This window comes from Streptomyces sp. NBC_00984 (assembly GCF_045162475.1).
Taxonomy (GTDB): Bacteria; Actinomycetota; Actinomycetes; order Streptomycetales; family Streptomycetaceae; genus Streptomyces.
In genome coordinates, this window is sequence record NZ_CP108734.1 from 3,928,689 (window position 1) to 3,947,230 (window position 18,542).

17 protein-coding genes are annotated in these 18,542 nt (G+C 72.8%); 9 read left to right on the plus strand and 8 right to left on the minus strand.

Translation table 11 applies throughout. The annotated features are described in order from the left end of the window. Window positions 1–11 precede the first annotated feature (11 nt). Complete coding sequence (locus OG520_RS17210; RefSeq protein ID WP_406016502.1) at window positions 12–1,316, minus strand: hypothetical protein; 1,305 nt, start codon at window positions 1,314–1,316, stop codon at window positions 12–14. A gap of 6 nt (window positions 1,317–1,322) precedes the next feature. Between OG520_RS17210 and OG520_RS17215 the strand changes: the two genes are divergently transcribed. After that, window positions 1,323–1,652 carry a hypothetical protein gene (locus OG520_RS17215; protein WP_406013737.1) on the plus strand — a complete coding sequence of 110 codons (330 nt, stop codon included), beginning with the start codon at window positions 1,323–1,325 and terminating at the stop codon, window positions 1,650–1,652. Between the two features lie 167 nt (window positions 1,653–1,819). On the opposite strand, the gene OG520_RS17220 is transcribed toward OG520_RS17215, so the two are convergent. Continuing rightward, window positions 1,820–3,202, minus strand: coding sequence for a transcriptional regulator (locus tag OG520_RS17220; RefSeq protein WP_399326903.1), 1,383 nt, complete (start codon window positions 3,200–3,202; stop codon window positions 1,820–1,822). A 353-nt stretch (window positions 3,203–3,555) separates the two neighbouring features. Between OG520_RS17220 and OG520_RS17225 the strand changes: the two genes are divergently transcribed. The 3 genes from OG520_RS17225 to OG520_RS17235 are packed head-to-tail and all read left to right on the plus strand — an operon-like array spanning window position 3,556 to window position 6,740. Beyond that, window positions 3,556–4,227 (plus strand): bifunctional DNA primase/polymerase, encoded by a 672-nt coding sequence (locus OG520_RS17225; RefSeq protein WP_406016503.1) that lies wholly within the window; start codon window positions 3,556–3,558, stop codon window positions 4,225–4,227. Between the two features lie 39 nt (window positions 4,228–4,266). Beyond that, the gene (locus OG520_RS17230; RefSeq protein WP_406013738.1) at window positions 4,267–5,097 is read left to right on the plus strand and encodes an ABC transporter ATP-binding protein; all 831 of its coding nucleotides are present in this window, start codon (window positions 4,267–4,269) and stop codon (window positions 5,095–5,097) included. Beyond that, window positions 5,094–6,740, plus strand: coding sequence for a transporter (locus OG520_RS17235; RefSeq protein ID WP_406013739.1), 1,647 nt, complete (start codon window positions 5,094–5,096; stop codon window positions 6,738–6,740). Before OG520_RS17230 ends, OG520_RS17235 begins: the two co-directional genes overlap by 4 nt. Window positions 6,741–6,837: 97 nt before the next feature. Here the strand turns inward: OG520_RS17235 and OG520_RS17240 are convergent, their stop codons facing one another. Together OG520_RS17240 and OG520_RS17245 are read right to left on the minus strand one after the other, a co-directional pair. Beyond that, window positions 6,838–7,731, minus strand: a complete 894-nt coding sequence (locus tag OG520_RS17240; protein WP_399327744.1) for an alpha/beta fold hydrolase — start codon at window positions 7,729–7,731, stop codon at window positions 6,838–6,840. Window positions 7,732–8,493: 762 nt separating this feature from the next. Continuing rightward, complete coding sequence (locus OG520_RS17245) at window positions 8,494–9,186, minus strand: metal-dependent transcriptional regulator (RefSeq protein ID WP_406013740.1); 693 nt, start codon at window positions 9,184–9,186, stop codon at window positions 8,494–8,496. 209 nt (window positions 9,187–9,395) lie between these two features. On the opposite strand from OG520_RS17245, the gene OG520_RS17250 reads away from it, so the two are divergent. Continuing rightward, window positions 9,396–10,151 carry an SIS domain-containing protein gene (locus OG520_RS17250; protein ID WP_406013741.1) on the plus strand — a complete coding sequence of 252 codons (756 nt, stop codon included), beginning with the start codon at window positions 9,396–9,398 and terminating at the stop codon, window positions 10,149–10,151. Window positions 10,152–10,176: 25 nt separating this feature from the next. Here the strand turns inward: OG520_RS17250 and OG520_RS17255 are convergent, their stop codons facing one another. Then, complete coding sequence (locus tag OG520_RS17255; RefSeq protein ID WP_350983210.1) at window positions 10,177–11,361, minus strand: ATP-binding protein; 1,185 nt, start codon at window positions 11,359–11,361, stop codon at window positions 10,177–10,179. Continuing rightward, the gene (locus OG520_RS17260; RefSeq protein ID WP_406013742.1) at window positions 11,358–12,146 is read right to left on the minus strand and encodes a response regulator transcription factor; all 789 of its coding nucleotides are present in this window, start codon (window positions 12,144–12,146) and stop codon (window positions 11,358–11,360) included. Before OG520_RS17260 ends, OG520_RS17255 begins: the two co-directional genes overlap by 4 nt. Before the next feature lie 127 nt (window positions 12,147–12,273). Here OG520_RS17260 and OG520_RS17265 point away from each other — a divergent pair, with 127 nt between their 5' ends. The 4 genes from OG520_RS17265 to OG520_RS17280 are packed head-to-tail and all read left to right on the plus strand — an operon-like array spanning window position 12,274 to window position 15,897. Beyond that, window positions 12,274–12,810: a hypothetical protein gene (locus OG520_RS17265; RefSeq protein ID WP_406013743.1), complete on the plus strand. Its 537-nt coding sequence runs from the start codon at window positions 12,274–12,276 to the stop codon at window positions 12,808–12,810. A gap of 14 nt (window positions 12,811–12,824) precedes the next feature. After that, window positions 12,825–13,865, plus strand: a complete 1,041-nt coding sequence (locus OG520_RS17270; RefSeq protein WP_406013744.1) for an efflux RND transporter periplasmic adaptor subunit — start codon at window positions 12,825–12,827, stop codon at window positions 13,863–13,865. Beyond that, window positions 13,862–14,665: an ABC transporter ATP-binding protein gene (locus tag OG520_RS17275; protein WP_406013745.1), complete on the plus strand. Its 804-nt coding sequence runs from the start codon at window positions 13,862–13,864 to the stop codon at window positions 14,663–14,665. Before OG520_RS17270 ends, OG520_RS17275 begins: the two co-directional genes overlap by 4 nt. Further along, on the plus strand, window positions 14,662–15,897 hold the full coding sequence (locus tag OG520_RS17280; protein ID WP_406013746.1) for an ABC transporter permease: 1,236 nt from the start codon (window positions 14,662–14,664) through the stop codon (window positions 15,895–15,897). The genes OG520_RS17275 and OG520_RS17280 overlap by 4 nt, the downstream gene beginning before the upstream one ends. A gap of 188 nt (window positions 15,898–16,085) precedes the next feature. Here the strand turns inward: OG520_RS17280 and OG520_RS17285 are convergent, their stop codons facing one another. Together OG520_RS17285 and pdxH are read right to left on the minus strand one after the other, a co-directional pair. Continuing rightward, window positions 16,086–17,441, minus strand: coding sequence for a PAS domain-containing protein (locus tag OG520_RS17285; RefSeq protein ID WP_406013747.1), 1,356 nt, complete (start codon window positions 17,439–17,441; stop codon window positions 16,086–16,088). Between the two features lie 369 nt (window positions 17,442–17,810). Next, complete coding sequence (gene pdxH / locus OG520_RS17290) at window positions 17,811–18,437, minus strand: pyridoxamine 5'-phosphate oxidase (RefSeq protein WP_406016504.1); 627 nt, start codon at window positions 18,435–18,437, stop codon at window positions 17,811–17,813. Window positions 18,438–18,542: the final 105 nt, after the last annotated feature.

The following is an 18,542-nucleotide window of genomic DNA, read 5'->3' on the forward strand; positions in this document are numbered from 1 at the left end:
CCGCCCCGCCGTCACAGCTCCGTCGCCGCCCGGCGGGTCAGCCCGTACTTCGACGCGATCGAGTTCCACAGCCCCGACGCCTCCCGCTTCGCCTTGCTCGCCTCGCCGCTCTGCACGGTGGCCTGCTGCGTCTCGGAGGTCGTACGCGCCTTCCCGTGCTTGCACACCTTCTTGCCGTTCTTGGCCTGCCCGGCCCATGCGGCATAGTGCTCGTCGGCGGCGGCGGACGCCTGCCAGGCCTTGGTGAGGGAAGAGGTCAGCTGCGCGTGGTTCGGCAGCTTGTCGACGGACAGCCCCTGGAGCCGGGTCACCAGATCGCGGCGCTGCTGGGCGGCGCCCTTCAGATCGGTCACGGCCTGGTCCAGATCCGTGCAGCTCTTGGTCTTCTCGACGGCCCCGACAACCGCGGCACGGCTGTTGTTGCTGTCCGCCAGCAGCTTGTCGAGCGCCTCGGCCTGCGACTTCGCCGGATCGGCCGGAGCCTGCTTCGAGGTCTCCCCGGCGGGTGAACTCGCCGCGGCGACCGCCTGCTTGTCGTCCTTGCCCTTGTCGTCGCCGCCGCTCAGCAGCGCACCCGCGCCGAGACCGACGACGGCGCAGCCGGCCACGACCGCCGCGATGAGCGTGACGTGCGCCCGCTTCTTGCGCGGCCCCGCCGGCCCCTGCGGTTCCTCGTCCACGGGCTGGTACGGGGGCTGCGGGGCCTGGGGCGACTGCGGGGGCTGCTGGGCACCCCGGTACTGCTGCCCGGGGTCGAGCCGGGGCATCTGCTGGGTGGAACCCGCCGGCTCGTCGCTGCGGAACAGGTTGTCGAACTCGGCGGGCGGCTGCCGGTCACCCGGGGTTCCGGGCCTGATGCCGTACGGGGCGCCGCCGGGGACCGGCGGGATGAACTGGGTCGACTCGGCGTCGCCGCCCTGACCGGGCTGCTGCGGGTACGCCTGCGGCTGCTGCTGCGGCGCCGCGTGGCCGAGGAACCGGGTCGACTCCGCGGGGTTCTCCGGCGGCAGCCCGCCCGGCGCGGGCCCACCGGCCACCGGCGCGATGTACTGCGTGGCCTCCGCGTCCCCGCCCATGCTCATCCCGGGCACGGCCTCGGGCGGCAACGGCTGCGCGAACGACTGCGGGGGCTGCTGGGCGTACGGGGGCTGCTGAGTGTATGGAGGCTGCTGAGTGTATGGAGGCTGCTGGGCGTGCGGCGGCTGCTGGGCGTGCGGCGGCTGCTGAGTATGCAGAGGCTGCTGGGTGTACGGAGACTGAAGCTGCTGCTGGGGCTGCTGGGGCTGGACGGGCGGCAGCGGCTGGGCCTGCGGCATCTGTGCGTGCTGCTGCACGGGCGGCTGCCCGTACCCCTGCCCCGGCTGGACCTGACCGTACTGGCCCTGCCCGTACGCTCCCTGCCCCTGGGCGTGCGGCTGGGGCTGGGGCTGCGGCTGGGACTGATGCGAGGCGTCCTGGTGCGCCGTCTGCGGCCCCCAGGGCTGCCCCCACGGCTGGCCGCCCGCCGGGGCGGCCTGATCCGCGGGCCCCCCTGGTATCCAGGGCTCGCCGCCACCCGCGGGCAGCACGACACCTTCGTGCGCGGGCCGTACAGCAGGGAGCTGCTGTTCGTCACCCTGTCCGCTCTGCGTCACCGGGACTCCTACGTGTAAACCTACGGAATCGTCGGCTCACGCTATCGGGTGGTTGCCGCCGTTCGCCAAGCGTGTGTTGTCACTCACCAGCCCTTCACAGGCGCTGTAACGCTCAGCGCTCTCAAGACGCAGTTGAGGGGCGACCGAACGACAGCGCCGCATTCGAGCCCCGGTACCGGCCCCGGTCAGGCCGCCTGGAGCTCCAGCCGCGCGCCGAACTCGCGCACCGCCGCCTCGTCCCCGTACGGGAGCAGCCGCTGCTGGAGATCGTCCAGATACTCCGCTCCCCGGCTGGAGCGCACCGACCCCAGCAGCTCCATCGCCCGCGTGCCCGTGTGGCAGGCCTGCTCCACCTCGCGCATCTGGACCTGGGCCGTGGCCAGGAGCACCAGACCGATGCCGCGGCGGCGGGCCCGGGACTCCGGGTGGCCGGCCAGGGACTCCTTCGCCCGGCGCGCGGCGGCCTCCGCCTGGCCGAGGTCGCGGTGACAGTGCGCCAGCTCGTCCGCGAGATAGGCGTGGTCGAAGTGGGCGATCCAGTCGGCGTCGTCGCCCGTGTCCGCCTCGGCCTGCTCCATGGCCGTCAGCGCGCGGCCCGTCACCGCCTGGCAGGTGCGGGCGTCGCCGAGCAGGGCGTGTCCGCGTGCCTCCGCCGCGTAGAACATCGCCTCCGCCCGCGGGGTCACGCGCCCGCGCGCGCCCTCCTGCGCGGCCCGCGCCAGCTGGGCGATCTCCCGGGGATTGCCGAGCTGGGCGGCGAGATGGCTCATCGAGGCGGCCAGCACATAGCCGCCGTACGCCCGGTCGCCCGCCGCCTGGGCCAGGCGCAGCGCCTGGATGTAGTAGCGCTGGGCGAGCCCCGGCTGGCCGGTGTCGACCGCCATGTACCCGCCGAGTTCGGTGAGCCGCGCGACCGCCGCGAACAGCTGTCGGCCGACCGATTCGCGGTACGCCCCGGAGAGCAGTCCGGAGACCACGCTGTTGAGGTAGTGCACCAGGACCGGCCGCACATGTCCGCTGCCGAACCGGTGGTCGAGGTCGACCAGCGCGGTCGTCATCGCCCGCACCGCCGCCACGTCCGACATCCCGACGCGGGCCCCGGCGGCGCGTGCCACCTGCGGGTCGGCTCCGCTGATCAGCCAGTCGCGGCTGGGTTCGACGAGCGCGGAGGAGGCGACCGCCGAACCGGACAGGAAGTCGCGGCGGCCGACATCGCTGCGCCACAACTCGCAGACCTGCTCGATCGCGCCGATCACGGTCGGGGCGAACTGCAGGCCGACGCCGGACGCCAGATTCTTGCCGTTGGCCATGCCGATCTCGTCGATCGTGACCGTACGGCCGAGCTTGCGGCCGAGCGCCTCGGCGATGATTCCCGGTGCCCTGCCGCGTGGTTGCTGTCCGCGCAGCCAACGGGCCACGGACGTCTTGTCGTAACGCAGGTCGAGCCCGCGCTCCGCGCCGACCATGTTGACGCGGCGGGCGAGGCCGGCGTTGGAGCATCCGGCTTCCTGAATGAGCGCCTGGAGCCGTTCGTTCGGCTGGCGTGCGACGAGAGGCCTGGCTGCCATGTTTCCCCCTGAGGCCGCAGTGATCATTGAGCCGATCACTGCCCGGCGAATACGCGGAAAATGCACAGATTCATCGTGTTCGTCACGTGCGTCGTGTTCCTTGTCATTCATGTCGGCATATGACAGAGGCCGACCGTTCCGGACCCGCACATCGGCTGCCCGGCGGTTGCCCGTATATGGCTACCCGCCCTGCGGGGCACCGCCTCACGCGCGCCCCCGCCCATGCATCCATGCGCCCCGTGTGCCGGATCGATACGCCGTGGCCGCACCCGCCACGCCCGTAACCCCGAGTGTTGGCCGTAGTTGTGCTCTGCGTGGAAGAGCCCATCGGAGTCGAAGAGCCCGTCGTCGTCATGGAAGCCGCGAAGGTCCCCCGGCAGCGGGGCGAGCAACTGCTCGACGCAGCGGTGCGGTACGCCGAGGAGCGGCACTGGGACGTGTGCCCGGGTACCTGGCTGGAGGCGGTGGAGGGGGCCGAGCGGTGCTCCTGCGGAGACACCGGCTGCGCCGCCCCCGGGGCCCACCCCGCCGGACCGGACTGGGCGGGCCGGGCGACCGGAAGCGGTGCCGCGGCCCGCCGGATGTGGTCCAGGCACCCGAAGGCGTCGATCCTGCTGCCCACCGGGCGTGCCTTCGACGCGATCGACGTACCGGAGTCGGCCGGCTTCCTGGCGCTGGCCCGGATGGAGCGGATGGGCCTGCCCCTCGGCCCCGTCACCCGCAGCCCCGACCGGCGGATGTTCTTCCTCGTGCTGCCGGGCGCGGCGGCCAAGTCGGACGAACTGGTACGGAAGTTGGGCTGGCGGGCCGCCGCCATCGATCTGGTCGGCCGCGGCGAAGGCCACTACGTGACCGGTCCGCCGACCCGGGTCGGCGGGCGCGGGGCGGTGCAGTGGGCCCGCCACCCCACCCCCGCCAACCGGTGGCTGCCGGACGCGGAAGAGCTCATCAGCCCGCTCGCCTACGCCTGTGCCAGGGAGGCGGCCGACGCACGCACACGCCACCGGCAGAGCACACTTTCGTAGGGTGGTCCCGAAAACGGGGACACCGAAAGGCAGTGCATCATGCAGGACCGGGCAGAGACCGACAGAGCGGCACGGGCGGGTGAGGCGGGCGGACCGGCCACGCCGCCGCCCGCCGTTCGCGTACAGGGGCTGTGGAAGCGGTTCGGGGAACAGACCGCGGTGGCCGGGATCGATCTGGAGCTGCCCGCAGGCAAGTTCATCGGCCTGGTCGGGCCCAACGGCGCGGGCAAGACCACCACGCTGTCGATGGTCACCGGGCTGCTCCGCCCCGACCAGGGGACCGTCGAGGTGGCCGGCCGCGACGTGTGGCGCGACCCGGTCGAGGTGAAGAGCAGGATCGGCGTGCTCCCGGAGGGACTGCGGCTCTTCGAGCGCCTCTCGGGACGCGAACTCCTCGCGTACACCGGCAGATTGCGAGGATTGCCGGGAGCCGAGGTCGACAAGCGGGCCACCCAGCTCCTCGACGTGCTCGACCTGGCGGGCGCCCAGCACAAGCTGGTCGTCGACTACTCGACCGGCATGCGGAAGAAGATCGGGCTCGCGGCCGCGCTGCTGCACAACCCCGAAGTGCTGTTCCTGGACGAGCCGTTCGAGGGCGTCGACCCGGTCTCGGCACAGACCATCCGCGAAGTCCTGGAGCGGTACACCGGCTCGGGGGCGACCGTCGTCTTCTCCAGCCATGTGATGGAGCTCGTCGAGTCCCTCTGCGACTGGGTGGCCGTCATGGCGGCCGGCACGATCCGGGCCCAGGGCACCCTGGCCCAGGTGCGTGGCGAGGCGTCCTCGCTGCAGAACGCCTTCCTCGAACTCGTCGGCGCGGGCTCCCGTGCCACCGGCGACTCCCTGGACTGGCTGGGCGGCAAGCGATGAGCGTGCTCGACGCCCCCGTGGGGACCGCCACCGGACCGGCCGGCGGCGGCGAGGGGCTCGTCGGCGTCTTCGTACGGCTGAAGCTGACCCTGCTGCGCAACGGGCTGCGTCAGTCGTCCGGGCGGCGGGCCGCGTACATCACCTCCGTCGTCGTCACCCTGCTGATCGCCGCGGGCCTGCTGATCGGGCTGATCGCGCTGCACGGGCACGCCCACACCGGCGCCTTCGTCGTGCTGCTGGCGGGAGTGGTGGCGGTCGGCTGGACCGTGATGCCGCTGTTCTTCCCGAGCGGCGACGAGACCCTCGACCCGAGCCGGCTGGTGATGCTGCCGCTGCGTCCGCGCCCGCTGGTCGGGGCGCTGCTGACGGCCTCGCTGGTCGGGATCGGCCCGCTGTTCACGCTCTGCCTGGCGGCCGGATCGGCCTTCGCGGTGGCGCACGGGGCGGCCGGCGCGGTGTTCGCCGTGGTGGCCGCGCCGCTCACGCTGCTGGTGTGCGTGACGCTGACACGGGCCGTGGCCACGGCCAACACCCGACTGCTGACGTCACGCAAGGGCCGCGATCTCGCGGTGCTCAGCGGGCTGGTGATCGCGGTGGGCTTCCAGGTCGTCAACTTCGGTGCGCAGCGGCTCGGTCAGGCGGGCGGGCTCGCCGCGCTCGAACCGGCCGCGGACGTGGTGCGCTGGCTGCCGCCCGCCTCGGCGGTCGGGGCGGTGGACTCGGCGTCGCGGGGCTCGTACGGACAGGCCCTCGTACAGCTGCTGCTGTCCGTCGCGGCGCTGGTCGCGCTGCTGTGGCTGTGGCAGCGGAGCCTGGTGAAGCTGATGACGGCCCCGGACGGTTCGACCCTGGCCGCCGCCGGGCCGGCCCGCGAGAAGGCCGGCAAGGACGGCTCCAGGCTCTCCGCGCTGCTGCCGCAGGGGCGCACGGGTCCGGTGATGGAGCGCAGTCTGCGGTACATCGCACGCGACCCGAAGACCAAGGCCGCCTGGACCACGGCGCTGGCGATCGGGCTGATCGTGCCGATCCTCAACGCGCTCCAGGGCACCGGCTCGATCTACTTCGCCTGTTTCGCCGCCTGGATGCTCGGCATCCAGATGTACAACCAGTTCGGGCAGGACACCTCCGCGTTCTGGATGGTGGCGCTGACGATCTCCTCCACCCGTGACGCCTATCTGGAACTGCGGGCGCGGGCCCTGGCGTTGCTGCTGATCACGCTGCCCTACACGGTCGTGGTGACGGTGGTGACCGCCGCGGTGCTCGGTGACTGGGGCGACCTGCCGGAGGTCATGGGGCTGTCGTTCGCCCTGCTGGGCGGGATGCTGGCGACGGGCGCGGTGGCGTCGGCGAACTTCCCGTACTCGATCCCGCAGGACGGGGCGTTCAAGAACGTGGCGCCGGGGCAGGGCGGGCTCGCCTGGATCTCGATCTTCGGCGGCATGGTCTCGGCGGGTCTGCTCTGCGCGCCCGTGATCGCGGTGACGATCTGGCTGCACGTCGCCGACCTGGAGCAGTGGCTGTGGCTGCTGCTGCCCGTGGGCGGTGTGTACGGGGCGCTGATCTCCTGGGCGGGGCTGCGGCTCGCCGCTCCCCGCACGGCGGACCGGCTCCCGGAGATCCTGGCGGCGGTCAGCAAGGGCTGAGGACCGCCGCCGCAGGACCGTCCGCGTCGCTCCGTCTCCTCGTCGCTCCGTCGCTTCGTCGCTCCGTCGCACGGTCGGCCTCGTCCCGGCTGCTCCGTTACGTCGAGACGGGCTCGCGGTCGTCCTGGGGGTCCTCGGCGAACTGCTCCAGGAAGGGTTCGACCGCCGCGCGCCAGCCCTCGGGCTGGTCGTAGTGGACGAGATGGCCGGCGTCGGCCACTTCCGCGTACTGCCCGCGCGGCAGTACGCGGACCATCTCCTGGGCCTCCGCCCGGCCCAGCTCGCCGTCGAGGCCGCGGAGCACCAGGGTCGGGCAGCGGACCTGCGCCAGCTCCTCCCAGTGCGCGTCGAACACCCAGGTCGCGCGGGACTGGAGCATCTGGCGGCGGGAGAAGACGGGGCGCCAGCCGTCGGCCCGCTCGGCCATCACCTCGGCGAAGAACTCGCCGCGGGCCGGGTTGGGCCGCTCCACCCAGGGATCGTCCTCGCCGAACCACTTCCGTACGTCGGAGAGCGTCGCGAACGGCACCGGCCAGGTCTTGAACCAGTCCTCCCACTCGCGCTGCGAGGCCGCGCCGAGCGCGGAGGCCCGCATGTCGCAGACGACCAGGGCCCGGACGAGATCGGGGCGCTTCGCGGCGAGCTGCCAGGCCGTGAGCGCTCCCATCGAATGCCCGACGAGGGTGACGGGGGCGAGCCCGAGCTGTTCGATCGCCGCCTCGGCGTCGGCGACGTACGCATCACGGGTGTACGGGCCTTCGGCCGGCTTGTCGCTGCGGCCGTGCCCGCGCTGATCGAGGCCGACGGCCCGGTGCCGCTCGGCGAGCCAGCGGGCGGTCGGGGCCCAGTGCGCGGCCCGGCCCATCAGGCCGTGGAGCAGTAAGACCCCGGGGGCGCGCTCGCCCTCCGCGCGCCCCTTGGGCGGGTCGGCGAACTCCCAGGCCGCGAGGCGTACGCCGCCGGTCCCGGTCACATCGATGCGCCGCACCATATGTCCTGGCACCCCCTTCTGGTCCTCGATCATCGCTTGATCCACTGCTCGATCACCGCGTGGTCGCGTCACGCCAGACTATCGAACTTGTATTCGAAAACAGGGTTCCGCCATCCAACACCGCTCGTTCGAGTGACCGCCTCCAAGGATTGACCGCGGCAGCGGAGGGGAGACCTTCTCCTGGAGGCGGGCCACTCGGGGATGAGGGCCCGTGGGGATTGGCCTTGAGAGCTCGGGGCTCCAGGTCAAAGCAGGGGAGGACAGGCCCCGGCGCCGCGAGGCGCCGGGGCCCTCTGTCTTCCGGGGAGCCGTCGGCGCCGGTGTGCATCGGCGGGCGGCGGCACAGGTCTCGCGGGCGGCGGTGCGCGAGGCGCGGGTACGCCCATGGGCGGTTCTGTGCCATGCACGCGTACGCCTGTGGGCGCTTCCCCGGGCACCGACGCGCGATGCGCGGACGGCCGGGACCGTGGCAGCCACTCTTCGGTACGCGTGCCGGACACGCCGGTACGACGGGCGCATGCGCCTGCTCCCTCCCCGACCGCGCGGCCAGATGGCCGACACTCTCAGGTATGCCTCAGGCACAGCCTGGCACGTGATCCGTCCGGGCGCTGCAATTCCGGACGGAAAAAGGGAAAGCCGACGTCACGCCGGGGCGCCCCGGCGACGGCATTCGGCCAGGCGGCGCCCAGCGGCGTCAGCCGGCCAGGACGGGCGCCCCTCGGCGGCATCCGCCCAGGGGCGCCCACCCGACGGTGGTACTGCTCAGCGCTTGCCCACGAACACGTGCGAGGCGACCTCGGCGTCCAGCTCCGCCGCCTCGCCGCTGCTGCCGACCAGCACGCCACCGGGCGACTGGGTCACGCTGACCACGGAGCCGGGCTGCACACCCGCGCGCCGCAGCGTGTACATCAGCTGGGCGTCCGTCTGGATCGGCTCACCGATCCGGCGCACGACCACCGTCTTGCCCTCGACGCCCGGGTCGAGCTCCGACAGGCTCACCATGCCCTCTTCGAGGAACGGGTCGGCCTCGGCCTTCTCGCCCAGCTCCTCCAGGCCCGGGATGGGATTCCCGTACGGGGACTCCGTCGGGTGGCGCAGCAGCTCCAGCACCCGCCGCTCCACGGCCTCGCTCATCACATGCTCCCAGCGGCATGCCTCGGCGTGGACCTGCTCCCACTCCAGACCGATCACGTCGACGAGCAGGCACTCGGCGAGCCGGTGCTTGCGCATCACACGCGTCGCGAGGCGGCGCCCCTCGTCGGTCAGCTCCAGGTGCCGGTCGCCCGCGACCTGCACCAAGCCGTCACGCTCCATGCGCGCCACCGTCTGGCTGACCGTCGGACCGCTCTGGTCCAGCCGTTCCGCAATCCGGGCGCGCATGGGGACCACGCCTTCCTCTTCGAGTTCGAGGATGGTGCGGAGATACATCTCCGTGGTGTCGATCAGTCCGGACATTCGTGCCCCTCGATGCTGTGACATGAAAAACGTCGTGCGCTGGCCCTGACCCAATTCTGACGCATACCGCCGACAACCGTGCCGCACCGGCCGAACGCCGTGCAGCGGAGCCGCGTGGGCGGTATTGACATGTCACTGGTCCAGACCGCAACGTGATCCGCGGCACGGACACCCGTGAGCACTTCCTCCCGCCGGAAAGGGCCTCCTCGATGAGCGACAGCAAGCTGGCCGGTCAGTTCTTCGACGCAGCGATCGGCCTGCTGGAGCGGGTACGCGACGAGGAGTCCGGCAACATCGCGGCCGCCGGTGCGGCGATCGCCGACACCGTCGCGGCGGGCGGCAGGCTCTTCGCCTTCGGCGCCGGGCACTCCTCCCTCGCCGCGCAGGACGTCGTCTACCGGGCGGGCGGCCTCGCCCTGATGAACCTGCTGGCCGTGCCCGGGAGCGTCGGCGTCGACGTCATGCCGGCGCCCCTCGGCTCGGCACTGGAGCGGGTCAACGGGCTGGCGGGCGCGGTGCTCGACTCCAGCCCCGCAAAGGCGGGCGACGTCCTCGTGATCATCTCGCTCTCCGGGCGCAACGCGCTTCCGGTGGAGATGGCGATGAATGCGCGGGCGCTCGGCCTGAAGGTCATCGGCGTCACTTCGGTGGCGTACGCGCACGGCACCCGGTCCCGGCACGGCTCGGGCGGCTTCCTGCGGGACCACTGCGACATCGTGCTCGACAGCAAGATCTCCCTCGGCGACGCGGAGCTGACCGCCGAGGGGGTCGAGGCGCCGTTCGCACCCGCGTCGACGGTCGTCACCAGTGCGGTGATGCAGGCGATGATGGCCGCCGCGGTGGAGCAGCTCGTGGCGCGGGGGATCGAACCGCCGATGCTGCGGTCGGGAAACGTCGACGGCGGTCACGAGTGGAACGGGCGCGTCATGACGGAGTACCGGGACCGGATCTTCTACCGCCACTGATCGCACCGGGCCGCCGGCCGCCCCGCTACGGGCACGTCGGCAGCACGGCCCGGACCGTCAGTCCGCCGCCCGGGTTCGCCGTCGCACTCGCCTCGCCGCCGTGCGCCCTCGCGATCGACGCCACGATGGAGAGCCCCAGACCGGCCCCCTCACCGGGAGCGTGGCGGCGGGCCTGCGCCCGGCGGAACGGCTCGAACAGCAGGGGCACGGTCGCCGGGTCCACCACCGGCCCCGTGTTGGCGACCTCCAGACCGCCCGGCCCCACCCGGACCCGTACCGTCCCGCCGGGGTGGTTGTGGCGCAGCGCGTTGGCGACCAGGTTGTGCACGAGGTGGTCCAGCAGGACCGGGTCGCCCTCGACCGACAGCGGCCGGACCTCCGCCTCGACGGTGATGGACCGTCCCTTCGCCTCCGCCTCCAGCGCCTCGGTCACCGTGGCCGCGGTCGCGTCCAGTTCGACCCGTTCGCGCCGCCGCAGGCCCTCGTCGGAGACCGCGAGGAGCAGCAGTCCCTCGATGAGCTGCTCGCTGTCGGCGGCGGTGTCGATGAGCTTGTCCCGGATCCAGGCGACCTTCTCGGGCGACGGGTCGTCGGCGAGGCCGATCTCGGCTGCGGCCCGCTGCACGGCGAGCGGGGTGCGCAGCTCGTGGGCGGCGTTGGCGGCGAACCGCTGCCGGGCGGCGACCAGCTCCTCGATCCGGTCGAGCATCCCGTCGAAGGTGTCGGCCAGTTCCTTGAGCTCGCCGGGCGGGGCCTTCAGCGCGAGGCGTTCGTGCAGGTTGCTGCCGGAGAGCCGGCGGGCGCGGGCGGTGATGACGCCGACCGGCCGCAGCACCCGGCCCGCCATCCACCAGGCGAGCGCGACGGAGAGCGCCGAGTAGACGACGAGGGAGACCCCGGAGACCGTCAGCAGCTGGCTGAGCGCGGCGTCCCCGGCGGCGGTGCTGACCCGCTGCGCCACCGCGTACTGCCCGGGTTGCATGACCACGGTCTGCGCCCAGTCCGACGACGGCAGCGCGGGCGCGGTGGCCATGCCCGACCGGACGGCGGAGGCGGTGGCCCCGGCGGGGACCGCCGGGGCCACCGCGGTCAGCACACTGGCGTAGAGGCCCTCGCTGACCAGCAGGTAGACCAGCCCCACCAGCAGGGCGCCGGCCAGCACCAGCAGTCCGCCGTACAGCGCGGTGAGCCGGGCGCGCTCGCTGCTCACCGGCCCTCCCCCGGCCGGTCCGCGGAGCCGTCGTCCGGCTGGCCCGCCGGCCCGTGGACCGGTCCGGCCGCGTCACCGCCCCCCGGTCCGCTCGCGGGGCCCTGGCTCCCCGGCCCGTCGGCGAGGCCGTCCCCGATGCGGTAGCCGGCACCCGGGACCGTCTCGACCACCGGGGGCGCGCCCAGTTTGGCGCGGAGCTTGGACAGCGTGACCCGGACCGCGTTGGTGCGGTAGCTGGTGTCCTCCTCCCACACCTCCTCGATCAGGTCGTCGCCGCTGACGACCGCGCCCTCGGCCCGCAGCAGGGTCTCCAGCACGGCGAACTCCTTGCGGGAGAGCGAGAGGTAGCGGCCGTCGCGGCAGACCTGGCGGCGGGCGGTGTCGAGCGTCAGCCCGGCCCGTTCCAGGACCGGTGGGAGAGCGGGGCGGGCGCGGCGGCCGAGCGCCAGGACCCGGGCGAGGAGTTCGTCGTACGCGAACGGCTTGGTCAGGTAGTCGTCGGCGCCGAGCCCGAGGCCGGCCACCCGGTCCCGTACCGTCCCGGACGCGGTGAGCATCAGGATCCGGGTCAGCAGGCGCATGCCGACGACCCGCCGGCACACCTCGTCGCCGTGCAGCCCCGGCAGATCGCGGTCGAGGATCATCACGTCGTACGCGCCGAACCGAAGCCGGTCCAGCGCCGCCGGGCCGTCGGGGGCGATGTCCACCGCGACGGCGTCACGGCGCAGCCCCTCGGCGATCATCCCGGCCAGGAATTCCTCGTCCTCCACCACCAGCACACGCATGGGTTCTGTTTAACCCAAAGCGATGTTTCGCCGGTGTAAGCATCCGGACTGAGAGAAACGAAACCGCGTCCTCGCACACGCTCGGGCCGTACGCACCCGGCCTGTCAGCAACGGACGAGGAGCCCCCATGAACCCGACCATTTCCCGCCGGACCACCTCCCGCGCCCAAAGTCGCGGCGTCGCCGCCGCCTGCCTGATCGCCGCCGCCGTCGTCCTGTCGGCCACCGCCTGCTCGGGCGACGGGGGCGGAAGCGGAAGCGGAACCAAGAGCGGCGGATCTGCTTCGGACACCAAGAAGACGGACGAGGACCAGGCCCTGGAGCACCGCAAGTGCCTGCGGGAGCAGGGCCTGGACGTCCCGGAGCCGAAGCCGGGCGAGAACAGCCACGGAATCACCATCGGCGGCGGCGGCAAGAGCAAGACGGAGATGGAGAAGGCGTTCAAGGCCTGCCGGGACAAGGCGGTCGGCGGCGGGCCCAAGGAGCTCACCCAGGCCGAGAAGGACAAGGCGGTCGCCTTCGCCCGGTGCATGCGCAAGAACGGCTTCGACATGCCCGACCCGAAGTTCGACGGCGGGGCGATGCAGGCGGCGCCCATGATGAAGCCGAAGGACATGAAGAAGTTCGAGAAGGCCAACGCGGCGTGCGAAAGCGTCGGGCGGTGAGGCGCGGACGGGCCATGGCGGCCGCTGCGGCGGTGCTCGCCGTGACGGCCGGGTCACTGGCTCTCACCCGGTTCGGCTCCGCCGAGGAGACGGGTGGCCCGAAGAACACCGGGCTGCCCCCGGCCACCGCCGCGGTCGAGCGCGGCGACCTGCGCGACAGCGCCCAGGCGGACGGGACGCTCGGCTACGACAAGCAGCGCAAGGTCAACGCGGGTGCGGCGGGCACCATGACCTGGACCCCGCGCACCGGCTCGACCGTCAAGCGGAACGAGCGGCTGTACGAGGTCGACGGCCGGGCGGTGTGGCTGATGTACGGCTCGGGACCGATGTACCGGACGCTGAAGCCGGGCGACCGGGGCCGGGACGTGGAGCAGTTGGAACGCAATCTCGCGGAACTCGGCTACACCGGCTTCACCCCGGACGACGAGTACACCGAGCTGACCGCGGCCGCCGTCAAGCGCTGGCAGGAGTCCCACGACAGCAAGCGGACCGGAACGGTGGGGCCGCAGGACATCGCCTTCGCCCCGGGGGAGGTCCGGATCAAGAGCGTCGATGCGGCCGTCGGCGAACTGGCCCAGCCCGGCGCTCCGGTCCTCACCACGACCGGCTCCGAGCGCATCGTGACGTTCGAGCTCGATGTAGCCGAGAGCCGGCTCGCCAAGGCGGGTACCAAGGTCACCGTCGATCTGCCGGACGGCAGCAGCGCGACCGGGGCGGTCTCCTCGGTCGGCCGGACGGCGAAGCCCGGCGACGACCCGCAGGACAACAGCCCCAAGGTCGCCCTGACCGTCTCCTTCGACAAGCCGGAGAAGGTCGGCGGCTTCGACCAGTCGCCGGTCACGGTGAACCTGGCCGGCGAGCTGCACAAGGACGTCCTCAGCGTCCCGGTGAACGCGCTGCTCGCGCTGCCCGGCGGCGGCTTCGGCCTCCAGGTCGTCCGGGGCGGCACGGTCCGCGATGTGAAGGTCGAGCTCGGCATGTTCGCCGAGGGCCGGGTCGAGGTGTCCGGCGGCGGGCTGCGCGAGGGCATGAAGGTCGGGGTGCCGAAGATATGAGCACGGTCGTCGGCCTCAGGGGCGTCACCAAGGAGTACCCGGGCCCGGTCGCCGCCCTGCGCGGGGTGGACCTCACCGTCGAGGAGGGCGAACTCCTCGGCATCGTCGGCCCGTCCGGCTCCGGCAAGTCCACGCTGCTGCACATCATCGGCACCCTGGACCGCCCCACTGCCGGGTCCGTCCACATCGCCGGGCACGACGTGGCGGCGCTCTCCGACCGCAGGCTCTCCGCACTGCGTGCCCAGCACGTCGGCTTCGTCTTCCAGGCGTTCCACCTGGTGCCGGGCGTCAGCGCCCGCGACAACGTCGCGGAGGGCCTGCTGTACTCGGGCCTTCCCCGTGCCGCACGCCGCCGCAGGGCCGCCGCCGCGCTGGAGCGGGTCGGGCTCGCCGACCGCCTCGACCACAAGCCGCACCAGCTCTCCGGCGGACAGAAACAGCGGGTCGCCATCGCGCGGGCCGTCGTGGGGGAACCCGCGCTGCTGCTGGCCGACGAACCGACCGGGGCGCTCGACTCGGCGTCCGGGGAAGCGGTGATGAAGCTGCTGCGCGACCTCAACCGGGAGGGCGCCACCATCGCGGTCATCACGCACGACACCGAGATCGCCCGGGGCCTGCCGCGCGAGGTACGCATCCGGGACGGCCAGGTGGTCGCGGACGTACGCAATCCGTCCGTGGACGTACCCGATCCATCCACGGACGTACCCGATCCGTCGACGGGAATGCGCGATTCCTCCATGGATGTGCGCGATGGATCCGGGAACGGCCGCTCCCCCGCCGCGACGGGGGCGGACCAGTGAGGGCGCGGCGCGCGGACCGCGAGGCCGACGGCCGGGGCCGGGGGCGGCTGAAAGCGGCCCGGCTCCGCCCCCGGGACGTGCTGCACGTCGGCTCGGCGGGGCTGCGCAGCCGGCCGATGCGGGTCGTGCTCTCCGCCCTGGGCATCGCCATCGGCATCGCGACGATGATCTCGGTGGTGGGCATCTCCGCCTCCAGCCAGGCCCAACTGCTCCGGGAACTCGACAAGCTGGGCACCAACCTGCTCGTGGCCTCCCCCGGCGATTCGATGTTCGCCGGGCAGGACGTCGAGCTGCCCGAGGACGCGGTCGGGATGGTGGGCCGCATCAAGGGCGTCCAGGAAGTGGGCGCGACCGCCGACCTCGACACGACCGCACGCCGCAACGAGAAGATCGACAAGGACGATACGGGCGGGATCACCGTCAAGGCGACCACCGGCGACCTGCTGCGGGTGCTGCGCGGCGAGGTCCGCAGCGGCAGCTGGCTCAACAACGCGACCGGACGCTACCCCTCCGTCGTGCTCGGCCATGTCTCCGCGGAGCGTCTCGGCATCACCGCTCCGGGCCAGCAGGTGTGGCTGGGCGACCGGTACTTCACCGTGGTCGGCATCCTCGCCCCGCTGCCGCTCGCGCCGGAGATCGAACGCTCCGCCCTGATCGGCTGGGAGGGTGCGAAGCGCCTGCTGGGCTTCGAGGGCCACCCGACGTCGGTGTACGAGCGCTCGGCCGACGCGGCGGTGCAGGACGTGCGCAAGGTCATGGCGGCGACGGTCGACCCGCAGAACCCGCAGAACGTGAAGGTCACCGACCCGTCGTCGGCGCTCCGGGCGAAGGCGGCGACCGAGGGGGCGTTCAGCAGTCTGCTGCTGGGCCTGGGCGGCATCGCGCTGCTCGTCGGCGGCGTCGGGGTCGCCAACACCATGATCATCTCGGTGCTGGAGCGGCGGTACGAGATCGGCCTGCGCCGTTCGCTCGGCGCGACCCGGGGCCAGATCCGCATCCAGTTCGTCACGGAGTCGCTGATGCTCTCCGGCCTGGGCGGCCTGGCGGGCGTGGCGCTCGGCGCGGCGGCGACCGGGGTGTACGCGTACTCCGGCGGGCTGCCCTGGGTGGTGCCGCCGTGGGCGGTCGGCGGTGGCTTCGGTGCGACACTGGTGATCGGCACGATCGCGGGCCTCTACCCGGCGGTGCGGGCGTCCCGCCTCTCACCGACGCTGGCACTGCACGCGGCGTGAGGCTGGGCTCCGGCCGGGGTCGGTGCCGGGCTCCGGCCGGGGTCGGTGCCGGGCTCCGGCCGGGGTCGGTGCCGGGCTCCGGCCGGGGTCGGTGCCAGGCTCCGGCCTGGGTCGGTGCCAGGCTCCGGCCTGGGTCGGTGCCGGGCTCCGCGACGCGGCCCGGCGCACCCCTGGCCGGAGCGCGTCGCCTACGGCCGCTCCGTCACCTGCGCCAGGTCGACCGCCCCCGCGACCCGGGCCGCCACCGTCTCCGCGTACGCCGCGTCGGGGCGCTCGAACGCGGTGCGGTGGGCCGAGCGCAGGAAGGTCACCACGCCCAGCGTGCGCCCCCTGCTCCGCAGCACCGCACACAGCGCGTGCGCGGAATCACCCGGCCACTGCCGCTCGGCCGCCCACACCCCGGCCCCGGGCCCGGCGCCCGCGCTGGCCCGTACCGAACCCGTACGGTCCACCGCCTGAAGAGCCGGATGCCCCGCCGCGTACCGCAGCGGAATGGAGCCGCCGGCCACCGGCAGGCACGGACCCGGCTCACCGGAGGGGGTCGCCGCCACCCGCACCAGCCGCTCCCCCGCCACCAGATCGACCAGCGCATGGTCCGCGAAGCCCGCGAGCGCGTAGTCCAGACAGGATGTCGCCGCCTCCATCGGGTCCTCGCACTCGGACGCCGACCGCGAGGCCCGGTGCAGCTGGTTCGAGCGGAACCGCACCCGGTCCGCCTCCTGCGCCGCCAGCCGCTCCACCGTCACGTCCTGGAACAGCCAGCCGACCCCCAGCGGGACCGGCTCCTCGGCGAGCGGCGACGCCAGCTGCAGAAATCCGCTGCGCCAGCAGCGCCGCCGGTCCCCCTCCGCCGTCCGCAGCGTCACCCACAACTCGGCGGGCGCCGGTGGTGCGCCCTCGGCGAGCACGTGCTGCAAGGCGCCCTCCAGATCCTCGACGCCCTGCACGATCAACTCCCCCAGCGGGCGCCCCAGCATCGTCTTGCGACCGCCGCCCAGCGCCCGTGCCGCGTGCGCGTTGACGACCGTCGGCCGCAGATCCGCGTCGACCAGCACCACACCCCAGGACGCGTCCTGGAACAACGCCTCGCTCAGCGCGATCGACCGCTCCAGATCGATCTGCGCATGCGCCTCGCTGAACGCGCAGTACACCCCGGCCGGTCTGCCGTCCGCGCCCCGGACCCCGGCCGACTGGGTCCGTACGAGCACCCGGCCGCCGTCCTTGCGCAGCAGCGCGAACTCGTGGACGCGGCGGCCCGGTCCGTCCATGGCCGCCATCAGCCGCTCCCGCACCTCATCCGCGTCCGCCCGCCGCACCGCCCACCCGGCGAACCCGAGCCGCCCCACGGCCTCCTCGGCGGACCAGCCCAGAATCCGCTCGGCCTCGCGGTTCCAGTGGGTGATCGTGCCGCCCGCGTCGAAGGCGCAGAGCGCGGCGTCCATCCCGTCGAGCAACGCGGCGAGCAACTCGGCCCCGGACCCGGCCTTCGGCCCCTCGTCGGGCCCGAGCGCCTCGGTCGTTCCACCGCTTGTGGACGCACTCACCCCATACCCCCCGCAGGACGCATCCGGCATTTCCGCACGTCAGACCATTGAACTCGAACGTGCCCCGGCACACACCGACTTCCCGGAAATCGGCTGCCGCATTAATTCGCTTGTGCGGCGCCGGGGACGTTCCTAGGCTGCTGCTACACGCGAAAGGAGGTGTTCCAGAAGTGATTTCTTCTCGGACTCGTGAGGTGGCTGCGGGCTGACGCCCGTTGTCGCGCACTTTGCAGTGCAGGCCGGTCATCGGCCAATCCCAAGCAGTCACCGACCCGCAGGCTCGCCGGTAAGTCCGGCCGGCTCCTCCGCAAGGAGGAACCAGAGCCTGCGGGTCTCTGCATGTCCGGGCGGGACACCCTCAGGGGCCCCTCAGGGGCACAGGCGCTCGACGCGCCACTGCTCGCCCTCGCGTACGTACCTCAGCCGGTCGTGCAGCCGGTTCTCGTGGCCCTGCCAGAACTCGATCGTGTCGGGGACGACGCGGAAGCCGCCCCAGTGCGGGGGCGCGGGGATGTGTTCGCCCTCGGGGTAGCGGGCCGCCAGTTCCTCGTATCGGGCGAGCAGCTCTTCGCGGGAGCCGATCACCGTCGACTGGGGGCTCGCCCAGGCGCCGAGCTGGGAGCCGTGCGGGCGGGTGCGGAAGTAGGCGACCGTCTCGTCGCGGCCGGTCCGGCACGCCTTGCCGGTGACGATGACCTGGCGGGCCATCGGGTGCCAGGGGAAGAGCAGCGAGACGTACGGGTTGACGGTCAGTTCGCGGCCCTTGCGGGATTCGTAGTTGGTGAAGAAGACGAAGCCGCGCGCGTCGTACTTCTTCAGCAGCACGGTGCGTGAGGACGGCCGGCCCTCGGGGGTGGCGGTGGAGACCACCATGGCGTTGGGCTCGTGGAGCAGCCCGCCGACGGCGACCTGCCGGAACCAGTGGGCGAACTGCTGCATCGGGTCGGCGGCCAGCGTGTCCTCGGTGAAGCCCTCGGAGCGGTACTGCTCGCGCATGGCGGCCGGATCGGTGGTGGAATCGGAGGGGGAGTCTGCGGTGGGCACGGGGTCATCCTGCCGCAGCGGTCGAGCGGGCCCGGCGAGGAGGGGTGGCGAGCGATC

Excerpts from the sequence above, each read along its gene's own strand:
- OG520_RS17210 (WP_406016502.1), bottom strand. The coding sequence starts at position 1,316 with ATGCCGCAGGCCCAGCCGCTGCCGCCCGTCCAGCCCCAGCAGCCCCAG.
- OG520_RS17220 (WP_399326903.1), bottom strand. The coding sequence starts at position 3,202 with ATGGCAGCCAGGCCTCTCGTCGCACGCCAGCCGAACGAACGGCTCCAG.
- OG520_RS17225 (WP_406016503.1), top strand. The coding sequence starts at position 3,556 with ATGGAAGCCGCGAAGGTCCCCCGGCAGCGGGGCGAGCAACTGCTCGAC.
- OG520_RS17230 (WP_406013738.1), top strand. The coding sequence starts at position 4,267 with ATGCAGGACCGGGCAGAGACCGACAGAGCGGCACGGGCGGGTGAGGCG.
- OG520_RS17235 (WP_406013739.1), top strand. The coding sequence starts at position 5,094 with ATGAGCGTGCTCGACGCCCCCGTGGGGACCGCCACCGGACCGGCCGGC.
- OG520_RS17240 (WP_399327744.1), bottom strand. The coding sequence starts at position 7,731 with ATGGTGCGGCGCATCGATGTGACCGGGACCGGCGGCGTACGCCTCGCG.
- OG520_RS17245 (WP_406013740.1), bottom strand. The coding sequence starts at position 9,186 with ATGTCCGGACTGATCGACACCACGGAGATGTATCTCCGCACCATCCTC.
- OG520_RS17250 (WP_406013741.1), top strand. The coding sequence starts at position 9,396 with ATGAGCGACAGCAAGCTGGCCGGTCAGTTCTTCGACGCAGCGATCGGC.
- OG520_RS17260 (WP_406013742.1), bottom strand. The coding sequence starts at position 12,146 with ATGCGTGTGCTGGTGGTGGAGGACGAGGAATTCCTGGCCGGGATGATC.
- OG520_RS17265 (WP_406013743.1), top strand. The coding sequence starts at position 12,274 with ATGAACCCGACCATTTCCCGCCGGACCACCTCCCGCGCCCAAAGTCGC.
- OG520_RS17270 (WP_406013744.1), top strand. The coding sequence starts at position 12,825 with ATGGCGGCCGCTGCGGCGGTGCTCGCCGTGACGGCCGGGTCACTGGCT.
- OG520_RS17275 (WP_406013745.1), top strand. The coding sequence starts at position 13,862 with ATGAGCACGGTCGTCGGCCTCAGGGGCGTCACCAAGGAGTACCCGGGC.
- pdxH (WP_406016504.1), bottom strand. The coding sequence starts at position 18,437 with ATGCGCGAGCAGTACCGCTCCGAGGGCTTCACCGAGGACACGCTGGCC.